This is a genomic window from Sporosarcina aquimarina (assembly GCF_019748715.1).
GTDB classification, from domain to species: domain Bacteria; phylum Bacillota; class Bacilli; order Bacillales_A; family Planococcaceae; genus Sporosarcina; species Sporosarcina newyorkensis.
Map to the genome: position 1 here is coordinate 12521 of NZ_JACLBZ010000027.1, position 20842 is coordinate 33362.

Sequence of the window (20842 nt, forward strand, 5' to 3'; positions counted from 1 at the left end):
TGTTAATATAAAGCGTGAATTGATAGAACAATGAAATAAATAAACAGCTAACTTACTATTACAAAGGGATGGTGTCGAAATGTGGAGTGCACAAGAAATTCAGGAACAGCTCGCAATTATTAACGGACAGAAAGCACCTGATTTATTGATAGAAAATGCAACGTATTTACATTCAATATTTAAAAAATGGATGCAGGGAAATATATGGATTGCAGGAGATCGAATTGTATATGTGGGGCAGAAACTGCCTGCCCAGCTGGAAGGAACCGAAAGAGTGGACGCTTCTGGAAAGAAAATCGTGCCGGGTTATATTGAGCCGCATGTGCATCCATTCCAGCTTTATAATCCTGAGACATTTGCCGATTTCGCTTCTCGGCGAGGCACAACTACCATATTAGCGGACAATCTTTTGCTATTTACCATGCTCGATCAAGAAAAGGCTTTTTCGTTCATTGAACAATTGAATGAACTCCCATTCTCTTTTTACTGGTGGGCTCGCGTCGATTCACAGACTGTCTTGCAAAACGAACAACAGTTATTCAATCCGGCAGATATTGAAAAGTGGCTGAAGCGTCCCGATGTTCTAATGGCAGGTGAACTGACCAGTTGGCCTCGGTTGCTTCAAGGCGATCAAAATATGTTGCGTTCGTTAGGGGAAGCAAAACGCGAAGGCAAGAAAATAGAAGGCCATTTTCCCGGCGCATCTGAAAGAACACTTGCCCGGATGAAGTTGCTAGGCACTGACGGTGATCATGAAGCAATGACGGTGGATGAAGTCGAGAGACGTCTGCAACAAGGGTATGCGGTTACATTGCGCTACTCATCGATCCGTCCCGATTTGCCTGATTTATTGGCGGGAATTCTTGAACGAGGCTGGGATGTATTTGATCATTTGATGATGACGACAGACGGTTCCACACCATCTTTCTATAAGAATGGTGTGATGGATCAATGTATTCAAATTGCGTTGGACGCTGGCGTATCGCCGATTGACGCCTATCAGATGGCATCCTATAATGTCGCGAGGTACTATGACATGACCGACTTGCATAGTGTAATTGGGACGGGCCGCTATGCAACGCTGAACTTTTTGGAAGACGAATGGAATCCAGTACCGACAGATGTATTATCGAAAGGTCAATGGTTAGTGCGTGATGGTGATGCGACGGAGACGTTCCGAGCAGTGGATTGGTCAAAGATTCCTTTTTTTGATTTGCCATTTGAGTTGAATGACGCCGATTTCTCATTCTCTTCTTCTACTGGAATCCAAATGGTGAATGATGTCATTACAAAAGTGTACGAAACAGAACTAGATCTGACGAAACCTATTATTTCTTCAGGAAATGAGTGTTTCTTACTGTTGCTTGATAAGCAGGGGAAATGGCGGGTAAATACAGTGTTAAAAGGTTTCGCTGATTCTCTGCAAGGTTTTGCATCTTCCTATTCGAATACAGGTGATGTATTATTAATTGGTCAGAATTGGGAAGAGATGAAACGAGCATTTAATGAAATTAAGAAGAATGGTGGCGGCATGGCGGTAGCGGAAGATGGACAGATCGTTGAAACTTTGCCGCTTCGGATATCTGGCGGGTTATCCGACGAACCAATGGAAGTTATTATGGAACAAGAGCTGACTATGAAGCGAGCGTTGAAAGACCGTGGCTACCACCATGGAGATGTAGTATTTACGCTATTATTCATGCAATCTGTCCATTTGCCTCATGTTCGAATTACTCCCATGGGCCTAATTCAAGTCTTGAAAAACGAGTGTTTAATTTCTAATACAGAAAGGTAGGAAACTGGATTGAGATGGACAGGACGAAAGCTGCTTTTTGCAGCACTGATAGGCCTTCTATATATAGGCGGCTGTTCTTCGAAAAATAGCACGACAGAACAGCAAGAATCGTCACAAGAACAGCCAAAAGAAATTGCGACGTCCTACCCGGCCCCCTTCACCGGAGAACAATTGACGGAAAAGCGGGAGAATCGTCCAATAGTAGCGACAATCAATAATCATCCTTTAGCCCGCCCACAGTCCGGGATCGCGGATGCAGATCTGATCTATGAATTTATGGCGGAAGGCGAAGTAACACGATACTTAGCCTTATTTCATAGTGAGATACCCGACCAAATCGGTCCGATCCGCAGTGCGCGTGATTATTTTGTTCGCCTTGCCGAAGGAATGGATGCATTTTATATTGCACATGGCTACAGTCCAGAAGCGAAAAAGTTACTGGACAGTGGAACGGTTGATCATGTGAACGGTATGCAGTATGACGGCACTTTATTTGAACGGTCTCCCGATCGAAAAGCACCGCATAATTCATATATTTCCAAAGAACATATAACACAGGCATTTGAAACGACGGGCGCGTCCGAAAAGATCTCCAAGATGCCGGTCTTTTCTTTCCTAAATCCTGAAGATAGTGATAAAATAGGAGATATGGCTTCATCAGTTATTGTATCGTATGGCAAGAATCCGAATTTTAGCAGTACGTATCATTTTGATGAAGAGACCAATCGTTATTATCGTTCTGTCAATGGCATTGATACGGTCGATAAATTGAATGAACGGCGAGTTGAATTAGCGAACGTGATCGTAATGGAAATGGATCACCAAACAGTAGATCAAGAGGGTAGACAAGCAATTGATCTTCATTCAGGCGGTAAGGCTGTGCTATTCCATGAAGGGATTGCCAAAACGATCGAGTGGGAAAACATCGATGGATTCTTAACGCCGTTAGAACAAGGGTTACCTGTTAAATTAACGGCGGGTAAATCTTGGATCCATATCGTACCCTCTATTTCAGGCCCTTCTACTTCCGTAACTTATACTCCATAAGATCGACAAAGAGAGGGTGAGGACATGCAAATTGATAAAATACGCGGTGAACAACTAGACCGATTATTTAAAGCGGTCTTAGAGTTGGATGACTTAGAGGAGTGCTATCAATTTTTTGATGATTTATGCACGATGAGCGAAGTCCAATCTTTAGCACAGCGTTTTGACGTCGCTCATAAGCTTAGGCTGAAAAAAACGTACGATAGTATTCAGCAAGAAACCGGGGCCAGCACAGCTACCATTTCCCGTATACGCCGTTGCGTAGACTACGGATCCGGAGGCTATAACCTCATGCTAGACCGCCTCTATCCCGAACTCAAAAACAACCAACCGAAAAAATAAATAACCCAACCGGCCGGGGGAACCTCCCACCGGTTTTTTAAAATGCTTATAAAGTAAACTGCTTTCAGTACACATGAAAATTACGAAAAAGAAGGTGGACAAAAACATGGACTACAATACATGGCGGCATGCCTTTAAAGTGGACCCAGCTAAAGAATTAACGGATGAACAGCTTGAAGCAATTGCTGAATCCGGAACAGATGGGGTTATAATCGGAGGTTCTGACGGAGTCACATTAGAAAATGTTCTCGATTTACTTGCGCGTTTCCGTCGTTTCTCAGTCCCCCTCGCATTGGAAGTCTCCACAGTAGAATCCGTAACACCAGGATTTGATTACTATTTTATTCCGACCGTTTTAAATACATCTGACGCAAAATGGCTGAACGGTCTTCATCATGAAGCGCTTCGCGAGTACGGCCATATGATGAATTTTGATGAAATTATTACAGAAGGCTACTGTATCCTAAACCCCGATTGTAAAGCAGCTCAACTGACAGGTGTGAAGGAAGTGCCGGATGAAGATGATGTACAAGCCTATGCACGCATGGCAGAGCATTTATTTTCTTTACCGATATTTTATTTGGAATACAGTGGACAGTACGGCGATCCGAAAATTGTGAGAGCAGCCAAAGAGTTGTTGGAAAACACACGTTTATTTTACGGCGGTGGAATCCGGACGAAAGAGCAGGCGAAAGAAATGGCAGCAATTGCAGATACAGTAGTTGTAGGAAATGTCTTATATGATGATTTGAAAAGTGCACTTGCTACTGTAAATGCTGTGAAATCTGTTCCTTTATCGGTTTAATTAAAGTATAATAAGAACAAATGTTCCAAGAAGGCGGTACTTACATGAAAGAACTATCAGAAAGCTTACTAAAAGGCATGAATCCAGAGCAAGCGCGTGCAGTGAAAACAACAGAAGGTCCGTTGTTAATCATGGCAGGCGCAGGTTCTGGAAAGACACGTGTGCTGACTCATCGAATTGCATACTTGGTTGTGGAAAAGCAAGTGTACCCTTCCAATATTTTAGCTATTACATTCACGAATAAAGCGGCACGCGAGATGCGTGAAAGGATTGACGGATTGCTCGGCGCAGGATCTGGCGAGCGAATGTGGGTTTCTACATTTCACTCCATGTGCGTTCGGATACTCCGCAGGAATGTAGATCGCATTGGACTATCCAAGAATTTTACGATTTTAGATAGTGCTGATCAATTGTCAGCGATTAAGAGAGTATTGAAAGAATTAAATCTTGATCCGAAGCAATATGATCCCCGTGCGATGCTCGGAACAATCAGTAATGCAAAAAATGAATGCATCAATTCAGATGAATTTCGCAAGAACTGTAATCCGCAAAATCCATATGAGCGAACTGTCGCGGATATTTATGAACGATATACGAAAAAACTGCGTCAAAACCAATCAATGGATTTTGACGACTTGATTATGATGACGATTGTGTTGTTTGAACGTGTGCCGGATGTATTGGAGTATTATCAAAATAAGTTCCAGTATATTCACGTGGACGAATATCAAGACACCAACTTTTCACAATACCGTTTAGTTCAGATGCTGGCGTCGAAATTCCGTAATGTGTGTGTAGTGGGCGACTCTGACCAATCGATCTACAGATGGAGGGGTGCCGATATTGGCAATATCCTATCATTTGAGAAAGATTATAAAGAAGCAAAAGTAATTTTATTGGAACAAAATTATCGTTCTACGAAGCGGATTTTACAAGCCGCGAATGAAGTGATTAACAATAATAAAAGCCGCTATGATAAAAAACTGAGAACGGACAATCCTGAGGGTGAATTAATTTCCATCTACAAAGCGCGAGATGAAAAAGACGAATCACAGTTTGTTGTCCAGCAAATTATAGAGCTGAAAGAACAAAAAGGATTAACATTGGATCAGTTTGCGATTTTATACCGTACGAATGCACAGTCCCGTCTAATTGAGGAATATTTATTGAAGTCCAATCTCGATTATACGATTGTCGGCGGCACAAAGTTCTATGATCGAAAAGAGATTAAGGACCTGCTTGCATACCTTCGTCTCATCGCAAACAATGACGACGATCTCGCATTTGCGCGAGTTATTAATGAACCGAAACGAAGCATTGGTGCTACTTCATTCGAGCGGATGGCTGTATTTGCTATGGAAAATGATCGATCGATTTTCGACTCGTTGCAGGAAGTCGATTTTATGGGCTTGCCTGCAAGAGCAGCAAATGAAGCCGTTAAGTTTCGCGAGTTGATCGATGGTTTCAGTCAAATGCAAGAATACCTATCCGTTACGGAACTAGTGAAGGAAGTTATTGAAAAGTCTGGTTACCGCAGCATGTTGGAAAAGGAAAAGTCCATTGAAGCGGAAAGCCGTCTAGAAAATATTGAAGAATTTTTATCTGTTACGGAGGCATTTGAAAAGCGCGCAGAGGAAGAGGAAAGCGAACGTTCACTGATTGCATTCCTTACCGATCTCGCATTGGTAGCAGATATTGACACGTTAGATAAAGAAGAGAACTCTTCCACCGAAAAAATCGTCCTAATGACGATGCATGCAGCAAAAGGTCTGGAATTTCCAGTCGTATTCGTCATCGGTATGGAAGAGAACATCTTTCCTCATATTCGTGCACTTGCGGATTCTGAAGAAATGGAAGAAGAACGCAGACTGGCATATGTGGCAATTACCCGTGCAGAACAGCGGCTTTACCTCACTTGTGCAGGTTATCGTATGTTGTTTGGTCGTTCTAACTTCAACTCACCTTCACGTTTCCTGAATGAGATTTCAGAAGAACTGACAGAAATGTTGGCGGACGGCAACGGCATGAGTGTACCGTTTGATAGGGCACCTGCTAAACCGAGAGTAACGAAACCAGCAGTGAAACGTCCTGTTTATAATGAAAGCGGCGGGGAAAAGCTGCAGTGGAAGCCCGGCGATAAAGCAACACATAAAAAATGGGGAACCGGCACAGTCGTCAGTGTCAAAGGAGCGGCAGATGACCTGGAACTCGACATCGCCTTTCCGAATCCCGTCGGTATTAAGCGCCTGCTAGCGAAATTTGCACCAATTGAAAAAGAATAAACCGTTCCATGAGGAGTGTAGAGAACCGATGGATGATGTGTTAGAACTAGAAAGACGAGTGGCGGAACTGAATAAGATCTTGCATGAATATGGGCATGCTTATTACGATTTGGATGCACCAATCGTTCCTGATTCAGAATACGATGCAAAAATGCAGGAATTGCTCGCTATAGAAGAAGAGCATCCGGATTTAATTTATCCGGACTCCCCTACACAACGAGTGGGCGGAACACCGCTCGAAGTATTTAGCAAAGTCGTTCATCGGTATCCGATGCTCAGTTTAGCGAATGCATTTAATGAGGCAGACTTGCGGGATTTTGACAGACGTGTGCAGGAAGCTGCTGGCAGTGTAGTGTATGTTTGTGAATTGAAAATCGATGGTCTTGCAGTTTCGTTGCAATATGAAAACGGCCGACTTGTGCAAGGCTCCACTCGAGGAGATGGGGCAGTAGGTGAGGACATCACAGCAAATTTAAGAACGATTCGCTCCGTACCTCTTCAATTGCAGCAACCGCTGACGATTGAAGTGCGCGGTGAAGCCTATATGCCCAAACGCTCTTTTGCCAAGCTTAATGAAGATCGTGACGAAGCGGGGGAAGTGCCATTCGCCAATCCGCGAAATGCGGCAGCGGGCTCATTGCGTCAACTGGATCCCAAAATAGCAGCCAGTCGAAATTTGGCCACATTCATTTATGCAGTAGGTGGAGATGCTGAAGCATATAATTTGGACAGCCACTCAGACGCTCTTGATAAGTTGGATCAGCTCGGCTTGACGACGAATGAAGAACGTAAACGCTGTGCGACAATCAACGAAGTCTTGGATTACGTGGCATACTGGACAGAGCATCGTCAAGCGCTCGATTATGAAATTGACGGGATTGTCATAAAAGTGGATAACTTTGAAGCGCAAGAACAGCTTGGCTATACGGCGAAAAGCCCGCGCTGGGCGATTGCCTATAAATTTCCGGCAGAAGAAGTGCGGACGAAACTGATTGATATCGAACTTAGCGTCGGCCGTACAGGGGTTGTTACCCCGACTGCAATTTTAGAACCAGTACGTGTAGCAGGAACGACTGTCGGACGTGCTTCCTTGCATAATGAAGATTTGATTCGCGAAAAAGATATCCGAATTGGTGATCAGGTCGTTCTGCGTAAAGCAGGCGATATCATCCCTGAAATCGTCTTGGCAATCAAAGACCAGCGGACAGGTGAAGAAGAGCCTTTTCATATGCCATCCAATTGCCCGATCTGCAGTTCAGAATTGGTGCGGATCGAAGGCGAAGTAGCACTGCGTTGCATGAATCCGAAATGTCCTGCTCAAATGAAAGAAGCTCTCATTCATTTCGTTTCAAGAAAAGCGATGAATATCGAAGGAGTCGGTGAAAAGCTTGTTGAGCAATTATATGCGGCCAACCTGGTACAAGATGTCTCAGATCTTTATACGTTAACGAAGGAATCACTATGTACTCTTGAACGAATTGGTGATAAGTCTGCAACAAATATCTCAAACGCAATCGAACAATCTAAGGCAAATTCATTGGAAAAACTTTTGTTTGGTCTTGGAATTCGTCATGTCGGTGAAAAAGTTGCAAGAATCCTGGCGGAAGAATACCGCACACTTGATGCTCTTGAAAAGGCGACGGCAGAACAATTGACGAACATCTTTGAGATCGGTGATATTGTAGCGGATGCCGTGGTCACTTATTTTAGTACGGATGAAGTACAAGAAGTGATGAACAAACTGCGAGCATACGGAGTCAATACCGTTTACAAAGGTGTCACACGTGAAGAATTACCGACAACTGGACCATTTGCAGGGAAAACAGTTGTACTGACCGGGAAATTGACAGGATTAACACGCGGTGAAGCGAAGGAGCAGATTGAAGCGCTCGGCGGAACTGTTAGCGGGAGTGTCAGCAAAAAAACGGATCTGGTCATCGCAGGTGAAGATGCCGGCTCCAAATTAACCAAAGCAAAGGAACTAGAGATCGAAATTTGGGACGAGCAAGCCATGCTTGACGCCCTTGGAGTGGATAAGAATGAAAAGAACAACTAAATGGCTCGCTCCCAGTGTTTTGTCAGCCTTGTTACTGACAGGATGCTTGCCGACTCCTGGTGGCGACCAGGAAAAAGCAGTTCAGGAGACGGAGGAAAGCGATCAGGAAATGGTCCTCATCCCCGACGAGCAAATTAAAGACGAATATTATCGGACACCTGTGCCATTCAAGAAGAGTGCGAGCAGAGGATTGGTTGTCAGTAACTTGAACACCAAATACGATATGCAGGAAACAGAAGAAGGTCTGCTGCGTCTTTCAACGCAGTATTTTGATCCGAAAAATTATTACTTCCAAGAAGGCCAATATATTGACCGGGATACCGCGAAAGAGTGGCTATCACGAAAATCAAATTATGAAGCAGGACTTAATCCTGCAATCAAAGATGATATGACGCCAGAACAGATAGCGGAAAAAGCACCGATCTACTTGGCACATATAGTAGAGCAAAACTATTTGGAAATGACGGATGATAAAAAAGTGAAACTGGCAGGCGTGTCGATCGGTCTTGCGATGAATTCGCTTTATTATCCAAGAGAAGGAAATGAACGTTCAATTGATGACAAGACGATAGAGGAAAAAGGAAAGCAGATGGCCGATATTATTTTGAAGAGGCTACGTGATAAACCGGAACTGGCAGATATTCCGATTGCGGTCGGTCTCTTTAAACAGAAGAGTCGAAATGATATTGTACCGGGCACCTACTTTGCTACTGCATTCGCTCCAAAGGGGAAAAGTGAATTCACTGGTTGGAAAGAAGTCGATGAAACGTATGTCTTGCTCCCGGCTTCATCGTCAACAGGAAACTATCGAGATTTGAATACAACGTTCAAGAATTTCAAGCAGGATATCGATGATTACTTTGAAAGTTTTGTAAATGTCGTCGGTACAGCGTTTTACAAAGATCAGAAGCTGAAATCGCTGCATATAGAAATTCCCATTCAGTTTTTTGGCAAGAGTGAGCTGATTGGCTTTTCTCAGTACCTAACGTCCCTAGTGAAAACGCATTTTAAAGATGTCCCGCTCGAAGTGAGTGTCACCTCTGTCAACGGACCGGAAGTATTGATTGTCACAGAAGGGAATAACAACGAACCATTGGTGCACGTCTACGGTTATTAACATGACAGTTCTTGGCATCACGAACTTTTCAACTATCTAATTAGATGGTATGATAAATTGTACGATTGCAGAATGAGGAGGAACGATGTATGACAACATTTTCGAAAGATGACGTCAAATATTTTGCGGATTTTGTCCGTATTGGTCTATCCGAAGAAGACAAAGGGAATTTCTCTGCGCAAATTGCAGATTTGATTGAGAGTGTCAGCAACTTAAAAGAAGTAGATGTGACAGGTGTCGAGCCAATGACGCACCCAGTTCCTATGATCAACATATTGCGTGAAGATCAGCCAAAAGATATCTTGGACCGTGAAAAGATGCTTGCAAGTGCAGAAGACCAGGAAGATGGTCTGATTAAAGTACCAGATATCCTATAAAACGGATTTGCTGTATACAAGAACATTCATGGCACAATGATAGTAGGAGGAAAAGTGATGACGTTAACAAGTAAAACAGCCGCAGAACTTCAAGCGCTTTTACAAAAAGGTGAAGTCACGGTTACAGAACTAACGAATGAAACATTAAAAACGATCGAAAAGACAGAAGAGCAGATCCACGCATTCATTCATGTAGCGAAAGAAGAAGCAACAGCACGTGCGGAACAACTTGATCAGGCGCCTGCTGATGCACGCGGCCCGCTTTTTGGTGTTCCGGTCGGTATTAAAGATAATATTGTTACAAAAGATATGACGACAACGTGCGCAAGTAAAATGCTGGAAGATTTTGTGCCGGTGTATAATGCAACAGTAATGGATAAATTAGAAGCTGCTGGAGCTATCAATGTAGGGAAGTTGAACATGGACGAGTTTGCAATGGGCTCTACAACAGAAACTTCTTTCTTTGGTAACACCTTGAACCCTTGGAATACGGACTATGTACCAGGCGGCTCTTCAGGCGGTTCAGCAGCGGCAGTTGCGGCAGGAGAAGTACCACTTTCACTAGGTTCGGATACAGGTGGTTCAGTGCGCCAGCCGGCCGCTTTTTGTGGAGTAGTTGGAATGAAGCCGACATACGGTCGAATTTCCCGTTTTGGTTTGACAGCTTTCGGTTCTTCACTTGATTCAGTCGGTACGTTCTCACGTACGGTTGAAGACAATGCGTTGTTGCTGGGCGTAATCGCTGGAGAAGATGACAATGACAGTTCTTCTTCTGCAAAGCAAGTACCTGATTATAAAGCCGCTTTGACAGGAGATATAAAAGGACTGAAAGTGGCGGTTCCATCTGCTTATTTAGGTGAAGGTGTGGATGCTGAAGTCGCAGCTACTGTCAAAGAAGCGTTAAAAGTATTGGAATCATTAGGGGCAGTTTGCGAAGAAGTGGAATTACCGCATGTCCAGTACGCACCAACTACGTATTATGTGATTTCTTCATCTGAGGCACAATCCAACCTCTCCCGCTTTGACGGTTTGCGTTATGGCTATCACACTGAGAACGCAGAAAACTTGGAGCAAGCGTACTTCCGCACGCGCCAAGAAGGTTTTGGTGATGAAGTGAAAAAGCGTATATTGTTTGGTACATACGCGATGAGTGCTGACCACCATGAAGATTTATATGTACGCGCACAAAGAATCCGCACATTGATCGCACAGGATTTCGATAAGGTATTTGAAAACTACGATGTAGTCATCGGGCCAACTGCTGCAACGACTGCCTTCAAACTTGGCGAAACAGGAGGCGATCAGCTGGTACATTATGCAAATGATGTATTAGCGGTTCCTGCCAACTTGACAGGACGTCCAGCACTTTCCGTACCATGTGGTTTCGTAAATGAACTGCCGGTCGGATTGCAGATCATGGGCAAGCACTTTGATGAGGAAACTCTTTATAATGTAGGACATGCTTATGAGCAAGCAACAGATTTCCACAAGCGCACTCCAGCGATTCGGGAGGGGAACTAATCATGAACTTCGAAACAATTGTCGGACTTGAGATTCACGTAGAATTAAAAACAGATACGAAAATTATGTCTCCTGCACCTGCTCATTTTGGAGCGGAGCCGAATAAAAATATCCATGTGACAGACATCGCGTATCCTGGTGTCCTGCCTACATTGAATAAAAAAGCAGTTGAATTCGGTATGAAAGCGTCTATGGCACTGAACTGTGACATCGCGCCAATTATGAACTTTGACCGCAAGCATTACTTCTATCCGGATAATCCAAAAGCCTATCAAATTTCTCAGGATAAGCGTCCTGTAGGGTCAAACGGCTGGATTGAGATCGAAGTAGAAGGCAAGAAGAAGAAAATCCGTGTTGAACGTGTGCATTTAGAGGAAGATGCCGGGAAATTGACTCACACGGAAAACGGCTATTCATTGGTCGATTTAAACCGTCAAGGCACACCATTAATTGAAATCGTAACAGAGGCGGATGTTCGTTCTCCAGAAGAAGCTTATGCATTCTTAGAGAAACTAAAAGCCATCATCCAATATACGGGAGTATCTGACGTACGTATGGAGGAAGGCTCGCTTCGTTGTGATGCGAATATTTCATTGCGTCCATTTGGCCAAGAAGAATTCGGCACGAAAACGGAATTGAAGAACTTGAATTCCTTCAACTTTATCCGTCGCGGTATTGCAAATGAAGTTGCGCGTCAAGAAAAAGTATTGCTATCTGGCGGTACGATTCAGCAAGAAACACGCCGCTACGATGAAGCGACAGGCGAAACTGTTCTTATGCGGATTAAAGGCAGTGCCAACGATTATCGTTTCATCAATGATCCGGACTTGCCTGAAGTGCATATCGAACAAGAGTGGATGGATCGTGTACGTGCGGAAATCCCTGAATTGCCGGATGCCCGTAAAGCACGCTATGTTTCAGAATTGGATCTTCCAGAATACGACGCACATGTTTTGACATTGACGAAGGAAATGTCCGATTTCTTTGATGCAACTGTGAAAGCTGGAGCTGATCCGAAATTAGCATCCAACTGGTTGATGGGCGATGTTTCTGCTTATTTGAATGCAGAATCAAAAGAATTGCATGACACACCGTTGACGCCTGAAAATTTAGCGCAACTTGTGAAGTTGATTACGGACGGAACGATTTCATCTAAGATCGCTAAGAAAGTATTTACTGATCTTGCGAAAAAAGGCGGAAACCCTGCAGATATCGTGAAGGAAAAAGGACTTGTCCAAATTTCCGATGAAGGTACATTGCGTACGATCATCACGGAAATCCTAGATGCGAATGAGCAATCCATCGAAGACTTCAAAAACGGTAAAGATCGCGCAGTTGGTTTCTTAGTCGGTCAAGTGATGAAAGCGACAAAAGGACAAGCGAACCCACCGCTTGTTAATAAGCTATTGATGGAAGAAATAAAAAAACGATAATACAGTAAGCTGATCAAGTGAATCGAAAACGTTCCAGGAGAGACAAAGAGAGTCCGACCTGGGCGTTTTTTGACTTAATGATATGCATCAAACAGGAGGGGATTGTCATGAAAACAGAACAGCAATATTTTGAAGAAGCCGTATCACTTCAAGAGTACATGGAGCAAATGGAAACACATAAAGACAATAGTTTTTTGATCTATAATGAGTATGAAGTGCCACAGGATGATGAATTTATTGAAATACTGAAAGAAAAACAACCCCATATTTTAGTCATCACTGAAGATTGGTGCGGCGACGCCATGCTGAATAATCCAATTTTACGAAGGGTTGCAGAAGCTGCTATGCTTGATGTCCGTGCTGTACTGCGGGATGAAAATTTAGATTTGATTGACCGTTATTTGACGAATGGTGGACGTTCAATCCCAGTGTATTTATTATTGGATTCAGACGGTGAAGTATTGTCCAAGTGGGGGCCGCGAGCACCGATACTTCAAGAGTATGTGATGAAGGGCCGTGCTCAATTGCCGAACAAAGATGCAGCTGACTTTGAAGAGAAGCAAAAGGCGTTTTATTCGCAGTTGATGTCAGAATATACAGCGAAGCCGACAAACTGGCTAGCGGTCTATGATGATATCCGCTCTACATGGTTGCCTGTTTTACAACAAACGAATTAAGTAGAAATATCAATTCATACGATGATGGTAAAGGTCTGAATTTTATCTGTATTTTCAGACATGAAAGGATCGAGGGGAAAGTGTATGAAACGTGCACGTATCATTTATAATCCGACTGCAGGAAGAGAAGCCTTCCGTAAGCATTTGGCAGAAGTCCTCGAAAAACTGGAGAAAGCCGGTTATGAAACTTCCGCCCATGCAACGACTTGTGAAGGCGATGCGACGGAAGCGGCGAAAGAAGCAGTCCGTAGAGGCTTTGATATCGTGATTGCGGCAGGTGGTGATGGCACGCTCAACGAAGTGGTAGAGGGAGTAGGACATTTTGAAAAACGTCCGCAAATTGGATTGATCCCAATGGGAACGACCAATGACTTTGCTAGGGCTTTACGTATTCCGAGAGATATTGATCAAGCTGTCGATATTATCTGTGATGGGGATACGACTCCAGTGGATGTTGGACTTATGAATGACCGTTATTTTATTAATATTGCCGGCGGGGGTCGTATGACGGAACTGACCTATGAAGTGCCGAGTCGACTGAAGACAGTGCTAGGGCAACTCGCCTATTATTTAAAAGGAATCGAAATGTTGCCGTCCATTCACTCGAGTCATTTGCGGATAGAGTATGATGGGCAAGTATTTGATGATGAAGCTATGATGTTTTTGATCGGGTTAACAAATTCTGTTGGCGGATTTGAAAAGTTGGCTCCTGATTCTAGCATAAATGATGGATATTTTACATTGCTCATTTTGAAAAAATGTAACATAGCGGAATTTATTCGAGTGGTGACGCTTGCTTCCAGAGGAGAACATTTGGATGACCCACTCGTGATCCAAGCGAAAGCAAAGAAAGTTGTCGTTACTTCGAAAAATGAAGTGCTTTTGAATTTGGATGGAGAGTATGGTGGAGTGTTACCGGCTACCTTTGAGAACTTATACCGTCACATCGAGATGTTTGTACCGCTGCAGAGATTGCGTCCACAAGATAAAGTACAAGAAATCGAATAAAAAAAGCAAAAGACTATTCCAATTATCGACGTAAGTTCGGATGGAATAGTCTTTTATTGCATAAGATTAAGTTGTCGTGAACTATGCACTAAGCAAAGTATCAGGTCAATATCAGATGTATTCAATTGCTTCTCCTTGTTTAGCAGCTAGTTTTGGAACCGCATTCAATGGCAACCAACGATAGCTGAATAATAGACCTGCGTCTTTACCTTCACCTTCAACACGATATTCCCATTCGTTTTTGTCTTCTCCTAAATAAGAAAAATGGAAAATAGTACGTTGATAAATGACGTTTTTGTCTTCGGGGAAAAATTTCGAAGCTTTCACTTTCCCTTCCAATACAAGTTCATCTCGAAGGATACCGGATTCTTCTTCAATTTCTCGATATAATGCATCCAATAAAAGTTCGTTCCGTTCAATCGTGCCACCTGGAACTTGCAGACCTGCCTCCGGCTGATCCTTCTGCTCATATACTAGCAGTTTCCGGTGTCTTCCTTCCCCTTTTGTAATATAAGCTAATACTTTTCTCTTGACTTTTTTCAATATATTTCACCTCTCTATAGTTAATCCATTATACTGTAAATTTTAACTATTGACAAGTAAAATGTATTAATCAATCAGTATACAACAACTTCGTGAACTGTAGGAGAAAAATTTCGTCTAAATTTCAACAAATAGGTTAAGAAGAGTGGCTTTGCGGGAAAGACTATAGAAGGACTGTGCGAGGAAGTGATAATTCATGTATAAAAAACAGGAAAGACGGCTAATGTGGTTAGCATTTGGCGTAGCCGGTATTATGCTGATATCAATTATTGGAAGGTTATTTTCGTAAATTCTGGAGGTGAGTTTTTTGGATTCGGTTTTTTATTCAAGGGTGTTAACGGAACTAACGCTTTCATTCCATATTATCTATGCAACGATTGGCGTTGGGGTGCCGCTCATGATCATGTTGGCTCAATGGGTTGGTATTAAGAAAAACGATGAACATTATATTTTACTTGCAAGACGTTGGGCTCGCGGCTTTGTCATTACTGTAGCTGTTGGTGTCGTAACGGGGACGGCAATCGGTTTACAGCTGTCGCTTCTATGGCCGAATTTTATGGAGCTTGCAGGGAATGTTATTGCATTGCCATTATTCATGGAGACATTCGCTTTCTTTTTTGAAGCAATTTTTCTCGGTATTTATTTATACACATGGGATCGATTCGAAAATCAGAAGAAGCATTTCCTGTTGCTCATTCCAGTTGCACTTGGGGCATCATTCTCGGCTGTATTCATTACAATAGTGAATGCGTTCATGAATGCGCCGCAAGGTTTTAACTTGGTAAATAATGAGCTCATTAATGTGAATCCACTTGTAGCAATGTTTAACCCGGCGATGCCGACGAAAGTGGCACACGTAGTTGGAACGGCTTATATGACTTCTGCTTTTTTATTGGCTGCGATCGCTGCATTTCGTCTGTTACGTGGGTCGAACCATATTTATCACAAGAAAGCATTGTATCTGACGTTGAAAGTTGGTTTCATATTCAGTGTAAGTGCAGCACTTGTCGGCGACTTGTCAGGAAAGTATTTAGCAGAATATCAGCCGGAAAAGTTGGCGGCTGCAGAATGGCATTTTGAAACAGAAGAAAATGCGCCATTGATGCTGTATGGTGTGCTGGACGATGGTGAAGTCAAATATGCCATTAAAATCCCATACGCCTTGTCAATCTTGGCACACGGCTCTCCGACAGCTGAAGTCATTGGGTTGGATCAATTCCCTGAAGAAGACACACCGCCGCTTTACATCCATTATCTATTCGATATTATGGTGACGATTGGCATGACGCTGCTCGCATTATCCGCTATTTTCTGGATCGGTATGTGGAGAAAATGGTCATTTGTTGAGTCGCGGTTATTCAGATGGCTTATTGTCATAAGTGGTCCACTGGTTTTCATTTCACTCGAAGCAGGATGGTGGTTAGCTGAAGTTGGACGTCAGCCATGGATTTTGCGCAATATCATGCGCACATCTGAAGGTGCCACAAGCAGTGGGCAAGTACCTACGATGTTAGTACTCTTCGCACTTCTTTACTTAGTACTTGGCATCGGCAGCGTTGTCGTGCTCCGCCGCATGTTCATCCGGAACCCTGTAGAACAGGAAATCGCTGACCGGCAGCAAGTGAAGGGCGGTGATATTCAATGAATATCGAGATTCTTGGAATCACAGTATTGTGGGTGTTCTTATTCGGTTATATCATGATCGGTGCGATCGACTTTGGAGCAGGATTTTTCAATGCCTATAGTGTATTAACTGGTAAGCAACGGATTTTGACGAATGTCATCCAACGCTATCTGTCACCTGTATGGGAAGTCACCAATGTATTTCTCGTGTTCTTCTTCGTTGGAATCATCGGTTTCTTCCCGAAAACTGCATTCTATTATGGAACGACCTTGCTCGTTCCGGTGAGTTTCGGGATTATCCTGCTGGCAATACGGGGTTCATATTATGCTTTTGAAACTTACGGTGCCCGTGGTCATAAGGGATACTCCTTTGCCTACGGTGCAGCGGGTCTATTGTTGCCTGCATCGTTATCCATCGTACTGACCATTTCCGAGGGTGGATTTGTTGAATTAGTAGACGGACAGCCGGTGCTTGATTACTGGAAGTTGTTCACCAGTCCGCTTACTTGGTCGATCGTCGTCTTGAGTATTGCAGCTACCCTATATATTTCGGCGGCATTCTTGACGTGGTATGCCAATAAAGCAGGTGACCGGGAGGCGACGGATTTATTAAGGAAGTATGCGCTCATTTGGGCGTTGCCGACGATCATCACGGCAGGAGGCATCATTTTCGAACTGCGGAAACACAATCCGCTTCATTACGAAAATATCCAGCGCTTCTGGCCGATGTTCCTGCTGTCGTTCTTGCTGTTTCTCGGTACAGTATTCCTTATTTGGAAACGTCGTCAATATGGAGCGGCATTCGGAATGCTTGCAGGTCAGTTCGTATTCGCCTTCTTCGGATACGGGGCGTCCCATTATCCATATTTGCTTTACCCCTATTTGACCATTTACGATAGTTTTACGAATCATGCAATGGCGATTGCATTAATCATTGCTTTCGTATTTGGCCTGTTGCTGCTCATCCCATCACTCTACTTGCTGTTGCGGATGTTCTTATTCAATAAAGATTATGTTAAAGGCAAGGAAGATCATCATGCGTAAGGAGGCATTCGAATGAATGAGTTTTTGATATTCTACGCTCCATTTCTAGTCGTCATAGCAGGCATTGTACTCTCGTTCTTTGTCGTCTTGAAAGATGATGCTGTAACGAGAAGTGAATATAAAGAAAGTGAAAAAACAGACGTGTGATTTTCGTCTGTTTTTTCATTTGCCCCGCATGGTACACTAGGAGTATCTGAAAGATGGAGGAAAAAACATGAGCTTTGCAGTCAATAAAAACGATCAATTACAAGTGAAAATAGAGGATTTAACACATGACGGAGCAGGGGTAGCGAAAGTAGATGGCTATCCACTGTTTATTCCAGGTGCTTTACCAGGTGAGACGGTCAAAGTCCATGTGCTGAAGACATTAAAGAAGTATGGATTTGCTAAAAAGCTGGATGTCATTGAACCATCTTCGGAGCGGATTGTAGCGCCGTGCCACGTATTCCCGACATGTGGGGGGTGTCAGTTGCAGCATCTCTCTTATGAAGCGCAGCTTACCCAAAAAAGAAAGTCTGTCCGTGATGTCATGGATCGTATCGCGAAACTTCCGGATGTTCCTGTGCATGCAGTCAAAGGCATGGAGGATCCATGGCGTTACCGCAATAAATCGCAGATTCCATTTGACACGGAAGATGGACGTGTCATTGCAGGTTTCTATAAAACACGCACACATCAAATCGTTGATACCGATGTCTGTATAATTCAAACGACAGAAGCGGATGAATTGATGGCGATGCTAAAGCGTAAGATTCAGCAGCTTGGAATCGAGACGTATGACGAACGAACACATAAAGGCATGTTGCGGCATTTGATTGTCCGGAAGGCACGGCAAACAGATCAAGTGATGGTCGTTCTCGTGACACGCCATAAAAAGTTCCCGCAGAAGCAAGAAGTTGTTGAATTGATCCAGCAAGAAATCCCGAATGTCACATCGGTCATGCAAAATATCAACACAGCAAATACGAATGTCATTATGGGCAATGAAACGATCAACCTATATGGTGCCGACGTCATTATCGATCGGATTGGAGATATCGAGTTCGAGATTTCAGCGCGTTCATTTTACCAAGTGAACCCTGTCCAGACAGAAGTGCTGTATCAGCAAGCACTGGACTATGCAGGCCTTACTGGAGATGAAACAGTGATCGATGCGTATTGCGGAATCGGCACGATTTCATTGTTTTTGGCTAAACAAGCGAAAGAAGTATATGGCGTCGAAATTGTTCCACAAGCCATACAAGATGCGAAGCGTAACGCGGAATTGAATGGCATCACGAATACGCATTTTGAGGCAGGCGCGGCGGAAGACGTGATTCCGAAATGGTATGCGGAAGGCAAACTTTTTGACGTTCTGGTCGTTGATCCGCCGCGTAAAGGCTGCGATGAGAAACTGTTGGAAACGATTTTGAAGTACAAGCCGGGGAAAGTTGTGTATGTGTCTTGTAATCCAGGGACGCTCGCTCGGGATTTACGGATTTTGGAAGATGGCGGGTATCGGACGAAGGAAGTGCAACCGGTGGATATGTTTCCGCATAGTAGTCATGTGGAGTGTGTAGCTTTACTAGACTTAAGTAAATAAAAAGCAGCGGTTTCCGAGAATCTGTAGGGGATTCTTGGGTTTCCGTCTGCTTTTAATTAGATTTTTTCTATGAAATGATTAAAGTAAGTACTACGTGGGCGAACATTCCTAGTTGTTTGAATTAACGCAAATGTACAACCGGACTGTATAGTTCTATGCACAAGTATCTTGAAATTCATTAAAGGCCCAGCAAGATTTTGTATGCTGTAAACTCATTAGGGGATTTCATAGAAAAATAAATTTCTTGAATTATTTAGTTGCATTTACTGATTTAAATGACGGCATGAACAAAATAACTAGTGATGCGAGAATTGCCACAACTCCAAACAAATAAAAATTAATTTCATATCCTGCATTCATGCCCATAAGAATCCCGACCAATAATGGACCAGCAATCGCGCCGAATCGACCAATTGCCGAGGCAATGCCTAAGGCACTAGCTCTATTTTGATCATTATATTGCCTCATCACATAACTTGCGAGTACGAACGTCGTTCCAGTAGTCCCGAAACCTGCTATGGCGATAAGTATATACAGAACCACTATATTGAATTTAATACTAAGTAGAAGAATGCTTATTGCGGCCAAAAAATAAATAAAGCTAATGACTTTTTTCGGTTGTAGTCGATCAGCGACTCTTCCGGCAATAATTCCACCCACGACTGCAGATAAGTTGAAAACCAGTAAAAATAGTAAGCTAGAATTCATGGGATAGCCAGCTTCTTTCATAATTTGTGGCAGCCATGTATTCATACCGTAAATAAGCAAAAATGCACCAATATAGACGATGCTAAACAAAATCGTGGAAACTAAGTACCTTTTGGAAAAAATAGACGCTGACTCGTTGGCAGTTCCTTCGGATTGTTCTTCTTTCACGAACTCATCAGGTAACCGGTATTTTTCAATAAGGCGTTTTGCTTTCACTTGCTGATTGTTTGCCTGTAAAAATTTAATAGATTCCGGTAAATATTTTATAAAGAATGGGATGAATAAAATTGGTGTTGCACCTAACCAAAAGAGTGATCTCCAACCAAAATTCTCAATAAAAAACACACCAGAAAGTGCAGCGGCTACTCCACCGACAGCAAAACCAGAATACATAATAACAAAGAAGAATGAGCGGTACTTTGCCGGAGAGTATTCTGTCGTTAACGCAGAGGCGGATGGGACAATTCCGCCAATGCCTAATCCCGCCAAGAAACGATATATTGCGAATAATTCGGGTGTGGGAGCTAAAGCGGTCAGTACCATCATGATGGACATGAGCGCGATTGAAGCGATGATGATAGTTTTTCTTCCTATTTTATCACAAAGGAAGCCCCCGATCGAAGAACCTAAAAACATGCCAAGCAATGCATAGCTTCCCATTGCGCCCGCTTGTGTTGCCGTTAGTCCCCACCCACTTGGGTCCATCAAAACTGGTAATACAACGCCGTATACAACTAAATCGTAACCTTCGACAAAAATTGTAAACCAGCAAATTATTGTTACTAAAATCGTTACTTTACTAATCGATTTAATCCCGACCTTATTTGCCTGTGATTTTTCCTCTTCAAGAATTTCAAAAGTTTCCTCTACATGTGCCTTCAT

Annotated in this window: 18 protein-coding genes; 16 read left to right on the top strand and 2 right to left on the bottom strand. The window is 43.2% G+C overall.

Annotated features, from left to right (window positions below):
* Positions 1 to 79: 79 nt before the first annotated feature.
* From H7J92_RS12815 to H7J92_RS12870, 12 genes are all read left to right on the top strand, one after another.
* The gene (locus tag H7J92_RS12815; RefSeq protein ID WP_009498626.1) at positions 80 to 1795 is read left to right on the top strand and encodes an adenine deaminase C-terminal domain-containing protein; all 1716 of its coding nucleotides are present in this window, start codon (positions 80 to 82) and stop codon (positions 1793 to 1795) included.
* Between the two features lie 9 nt (positions 1796 to 1804).
* The gene (locus H7J92_RS12820; protein WP_009498625.1) at positions 1805 to 2842 is read left to right on the top strand and encodes a DUF3048 domain-containing protein; all 1038 of its coding nucleotides are present in this window, start codon (positions 1805 to 1807) and stop codon (positions 2840 to 2842) included.
* A gap of 24 nt (positions 2843 to 2866) precedes the next feature.
* Positions 2867 to 3184 (top strand): YerC/YecD family TrpR-related protein, encoded by a 318-nt coding sequence (locus H7J92_RS12825; protein WP_009498624.1) that lies wholly within the window; start codon positions 2867 to 2869, stop codon positions 3182 to 3184.
* Between the two features lie 106 nt (positions 3185 to 3290).
* Entirely contained in the window at positions 3291 to 3989 is a 699-nt protein-coding gene (pcrB, locus tag H7J92_RS12830) for a heptaprenylglyceryl phosphate synthase (RefSeq protein WP_078818475.1), read from the top strand.
* Positions 3990 to 4033: 44 nt separating this feature from the next.
* Positions 4034 to 6271 (top strand): DNA helicase PcrA, encoded by a 2238-nt coding sequence (pcrA, locus tag H7J92_RS12835; protein ID WP_009498622.1) that lies wholly within the window; start codon positions 4034 to 4036, stop codon positions 6269 to 6271.
* A gap of 28 nt (positions 6272 to 6299) precedes the next feature.
* Positions 6300 to 8327 (top strand): NAD-dependent DNA ligase LigA, encoded by a 2028-nt coding sequence (gene ligA, locus H7J92_RS12840; protein ID WP_246602923.1) that lies wholly within the window; start codon positions 6300 to 6302, stop codon positions 8325 to 8327.
* Positions 8311 to 9444 carry a CamS family sex pheromone protein gene (locus tag H7J92_RS12845; protein ID WP_009498620.1) on the top strand — a complete coding sequence of 378 codons (1134 nt, stop codon included), beginning with the start codon at positions 8311 to 8313 and terminating at the stop codon, positions 9442 to 9444. Before ligA ends, H7J92_RS12845 begins: the two co-directional genes overlap by 17 nt.
* A gap of 89 nt (positions 9445 to 9533) precedes the next feature.
* The gene (gatC, locus tag H7J92_RS12850) at positions 9534 to 9821 is read left to right on the top strand and encodes an Asp-tRNA(Asn)/Glu-tRNA(Gln) amidotransferase subunit GatC (protein WP_221837306.1); all 288 of its coding nucleotides are present in this window, start codon (positions 9534 to 9536) and stop codon (positions 9819 to 9821) included.
* Positions 9822 to 9878: 57 nt separating this feature from the next.
* Positions 9879 to 11342 (top strand): Asp-tRNA(Asn)/Glu-tRNA(Gln) amidotransferase subunit GatA, encoded by a 1464-nt coding sequence (gene gatA, locus H7J92_RS12855; RefSeq protein WP_078818472.1) that lies wholly within the window; start codon positions 9879 to 9881, stop codon positions 11340 to 11342.
* Positions 11343 to 11344: 2 nt separating this feature from the next.
* Entirely contained in the window at positions 11345 to 12775 is a 1431-nt protein-coding gene (gatB, locus tag H7J92_RS12860; protein WP_221837307.1) for an Asp-tRNA(Asn)/Glu-tRNA(Gln) amidotransferase subunit GatB, read from the top strand.
* A gap of 107 nt (positions 12776 to 12882) precedes the next feature.
* Positions 12883 to 13452, top strand: a complete 570-nt coding sequence (locus H7J92_RS12865) for a thioredoxin family protein (RefSeq protein ID WP_221837308.1) — start codon at positions 12883 to 12885, stop codon at positions 13450 to 13452.
* An 84-nt stretch (positions 13453 to 13536) separates the two neighbouring features.
* Positions 13537 to 14460, top strand: coding sequence for a diacylglycerol kinase (locus H7J92_RS12870; RefSeq protein ID WP_221837310.1), 924 nt, complete (start codon positions 13537 to 13539; stop codon positions 14458 to 14460).
* A 111-nt stretch (positions 14461 to 14571) separates the two neighbouring features.
* Here the strand turns inward: H7J92_RS12870 and H7J92_RS12875 are convergent, their stop codons facing one another.
* Positions 14572 to 15003 (bottom strand): NUDIX hydrolase, encoded by a 432-nt coding sequence (locus H7J92_RS12875; RefSeq protein ID WP_009498614.1) that lies wholly within the window; start codon positions 15001 to 15003, stop codon positions 14572 to 14574.
* Between the two features lie 307 nt (positions 15004 to 15310).
* Between H7J92_RS12875 and H7J92_RS12880 the strand changes: the two genes are divergently transcribed.
* From H7J92_RS12880 to rlmD, 4 genes are all read left to right on the top strand, one after another.
* Positions 15311 to 16648: a cytochrome ubiquinol oxidase subunit I gene (locus H7J92_RS12880; RefSeq protein WP_246602924.1), complete on the top strand. Its 1338-nt coding sequence runs from the start codon at positions 15311 to 15313 to the stop codon at positions 16646 to 16648.
* Positions 16645 to 17670: a cytochrome d ubiquinol oxidase subunit II gene (locus H7J92_RS12885; protein ID WP_009498612.1), complete on the top strand. Its 1026-nt coding sequence runs from the start codon at positions 16645 to 16647 to the stop codon at positions 17668 to 17670. Before H7J92_RS12880 ends, H7J92_RS12885 begins: the two co-directional genes overlap by 4 nt.
* Before the next feature lie 12 nt (positions 17671 to 17682).
* Positions 17683 to 17817, top strand: coding sequence for a cytochrome bd oxidase small subunit CydS family protein (gene cydS, locus H7J92_RS17865; RefSeq protein WP_009498611.1), 135 nt, complete (start codon positions 17683 to 17685; stop codon positions 17815 to 17817).
* 67 nt (positions 17818 to 17884) lie between these two features.
* Positions 17885 to 19252: a 23S rRNA (uracil(1939)-C(5))-methyltransferase RlmD gene (gene rlmD, locus H7J92_RS12890; RefSeq protein WP_221837313.1), complete on the top strand. Its 1368-nt coding sequence runs from the start codon at positions 17885 to 17887 to the stop codon at positions 19250 to 19252.
* A 249-nt stretch (positions 19253 to 19501) separates the two neighbouring features.
* Here the strand turns inward: rlmD and H7J92_RS12895 are convergent, their stop codons facing one another.
* Positions 19502 to 20842, bottom strand: coding sequence for an MFS transporter (locus H7J92_RS12895; RefSeq protein WP_246602926.1), 1341 nt, complete (start codon positions 20840 to 20842; stop codon positions 19502 to 19504).

What these genes read in the sequence shown, in the direction of transcription:
- H7J92_RS12815 (WP_009498626.1), top strand. Translation starts at nt 80, where the DNA reads ATGTGGAGTGCACAAGAAATTCAGGAACAGCTCGCAATTATTAACGGA.
- H7J92_RS12825 (WP_009498624.1), top strand. Translation starts at nt 2,867, where the DNA reads ATGCAAATTGATAAAATACGCGGTGAACAACTAGACCGATTATTTAAA.
- pcrB (WP_078818475.1), top strand. Translation starts at nt 3,291, where the DNA reads ATGGACTACAATACATGGCGGCATGCCTTTAAAGTGGACCCAGCTAAA.
- pcrA (WP_009498622.1), top strand. Translation starts at nt 4,034, where the DNA reads ATGAAAGAACTATCAGAAAGCTTACTAAAAGGCATGAATCCAGAGCAA.
- ligA (WP_246602923.1), top strand. Translation starts at nt 6,300, where the DNA reads ATGGATGATGTGTTAGAACTAGAAAGACGAGTGGCGGAACTGAATAAG.
- H7J92_RS12845 (WP_009498620.1), top strand. Translation starts at nt 8,311, where the DNA reads ATGAAAAGAACAACTAAATGGCTCGCTCCCAGTGTTTTGTCAGCCTTG.
- gatC (WP_221837306.1), top strand. Translation starts at nt 9,534, where the DNA reads ATGACAACATTTTCGAAAGATGACGTCAAATATTTTGCGGATTTTGTC.
- gatA (WP_078818472.1), top strand. Translation starts at nt 9,879, where the DNA reads ATGACGTTAACAAGTAAAACAGCCGCAGAACTTCAAGCGCTTTTACAA.
- gatB (WP_221837307.1), top strand. Translation starts at nt 11,345, where the DNA reads ATGAACTTCGAAACAATTGTCGGACTTGAGATTCACGTAGAATTAAAA.
- H7J92_RS12865 (WP_221837308.1), top strand. Translation starts at nt 12,883, where the DNA reads ATGAAAACAGAACAGCAATATTTTGAAGAAGCCGTATCACTTCAAGAG.
- H7J92_RS12870 (WP_221837310.1), top strand. Translation starts at nt 13,537, where the DNA reads ATGAAACGTGCACGTATCATTTATAATCCGACTGCAGGAAGAGAAGCC.
- H7J92_RS12885 (WP_009498612.1), top strand. Translation starts at nt 16,645, where the DNA reads ATGAATATCGAGATTCTTGGAATCACAGTATTGTGGGTGTTCTTATTC.
- cydS (WP_009498611.1), top strand. Translation starts at nt 17,683, where the DNA reads ATGAATGAGTTTTTGATATTCTACGCTCCATTTCTAGTCGTCATAGCA.
- rlmD (WP_221837313.1), top strand. Translation starts at nt 17,885, where the DNA reads ATGAGCTTTGCAGTCAATAAAAACGATCAATTACAAGTGAAAATAGAG.
- H7J92_RS12895 (WP_246602926.1), bottom strand. Translation starts at nt 20,842, where the DNA reads ATGAAGGCACATGTAGAGGAAACTTTTGAAATTCTTGAAGAGGAAAAA.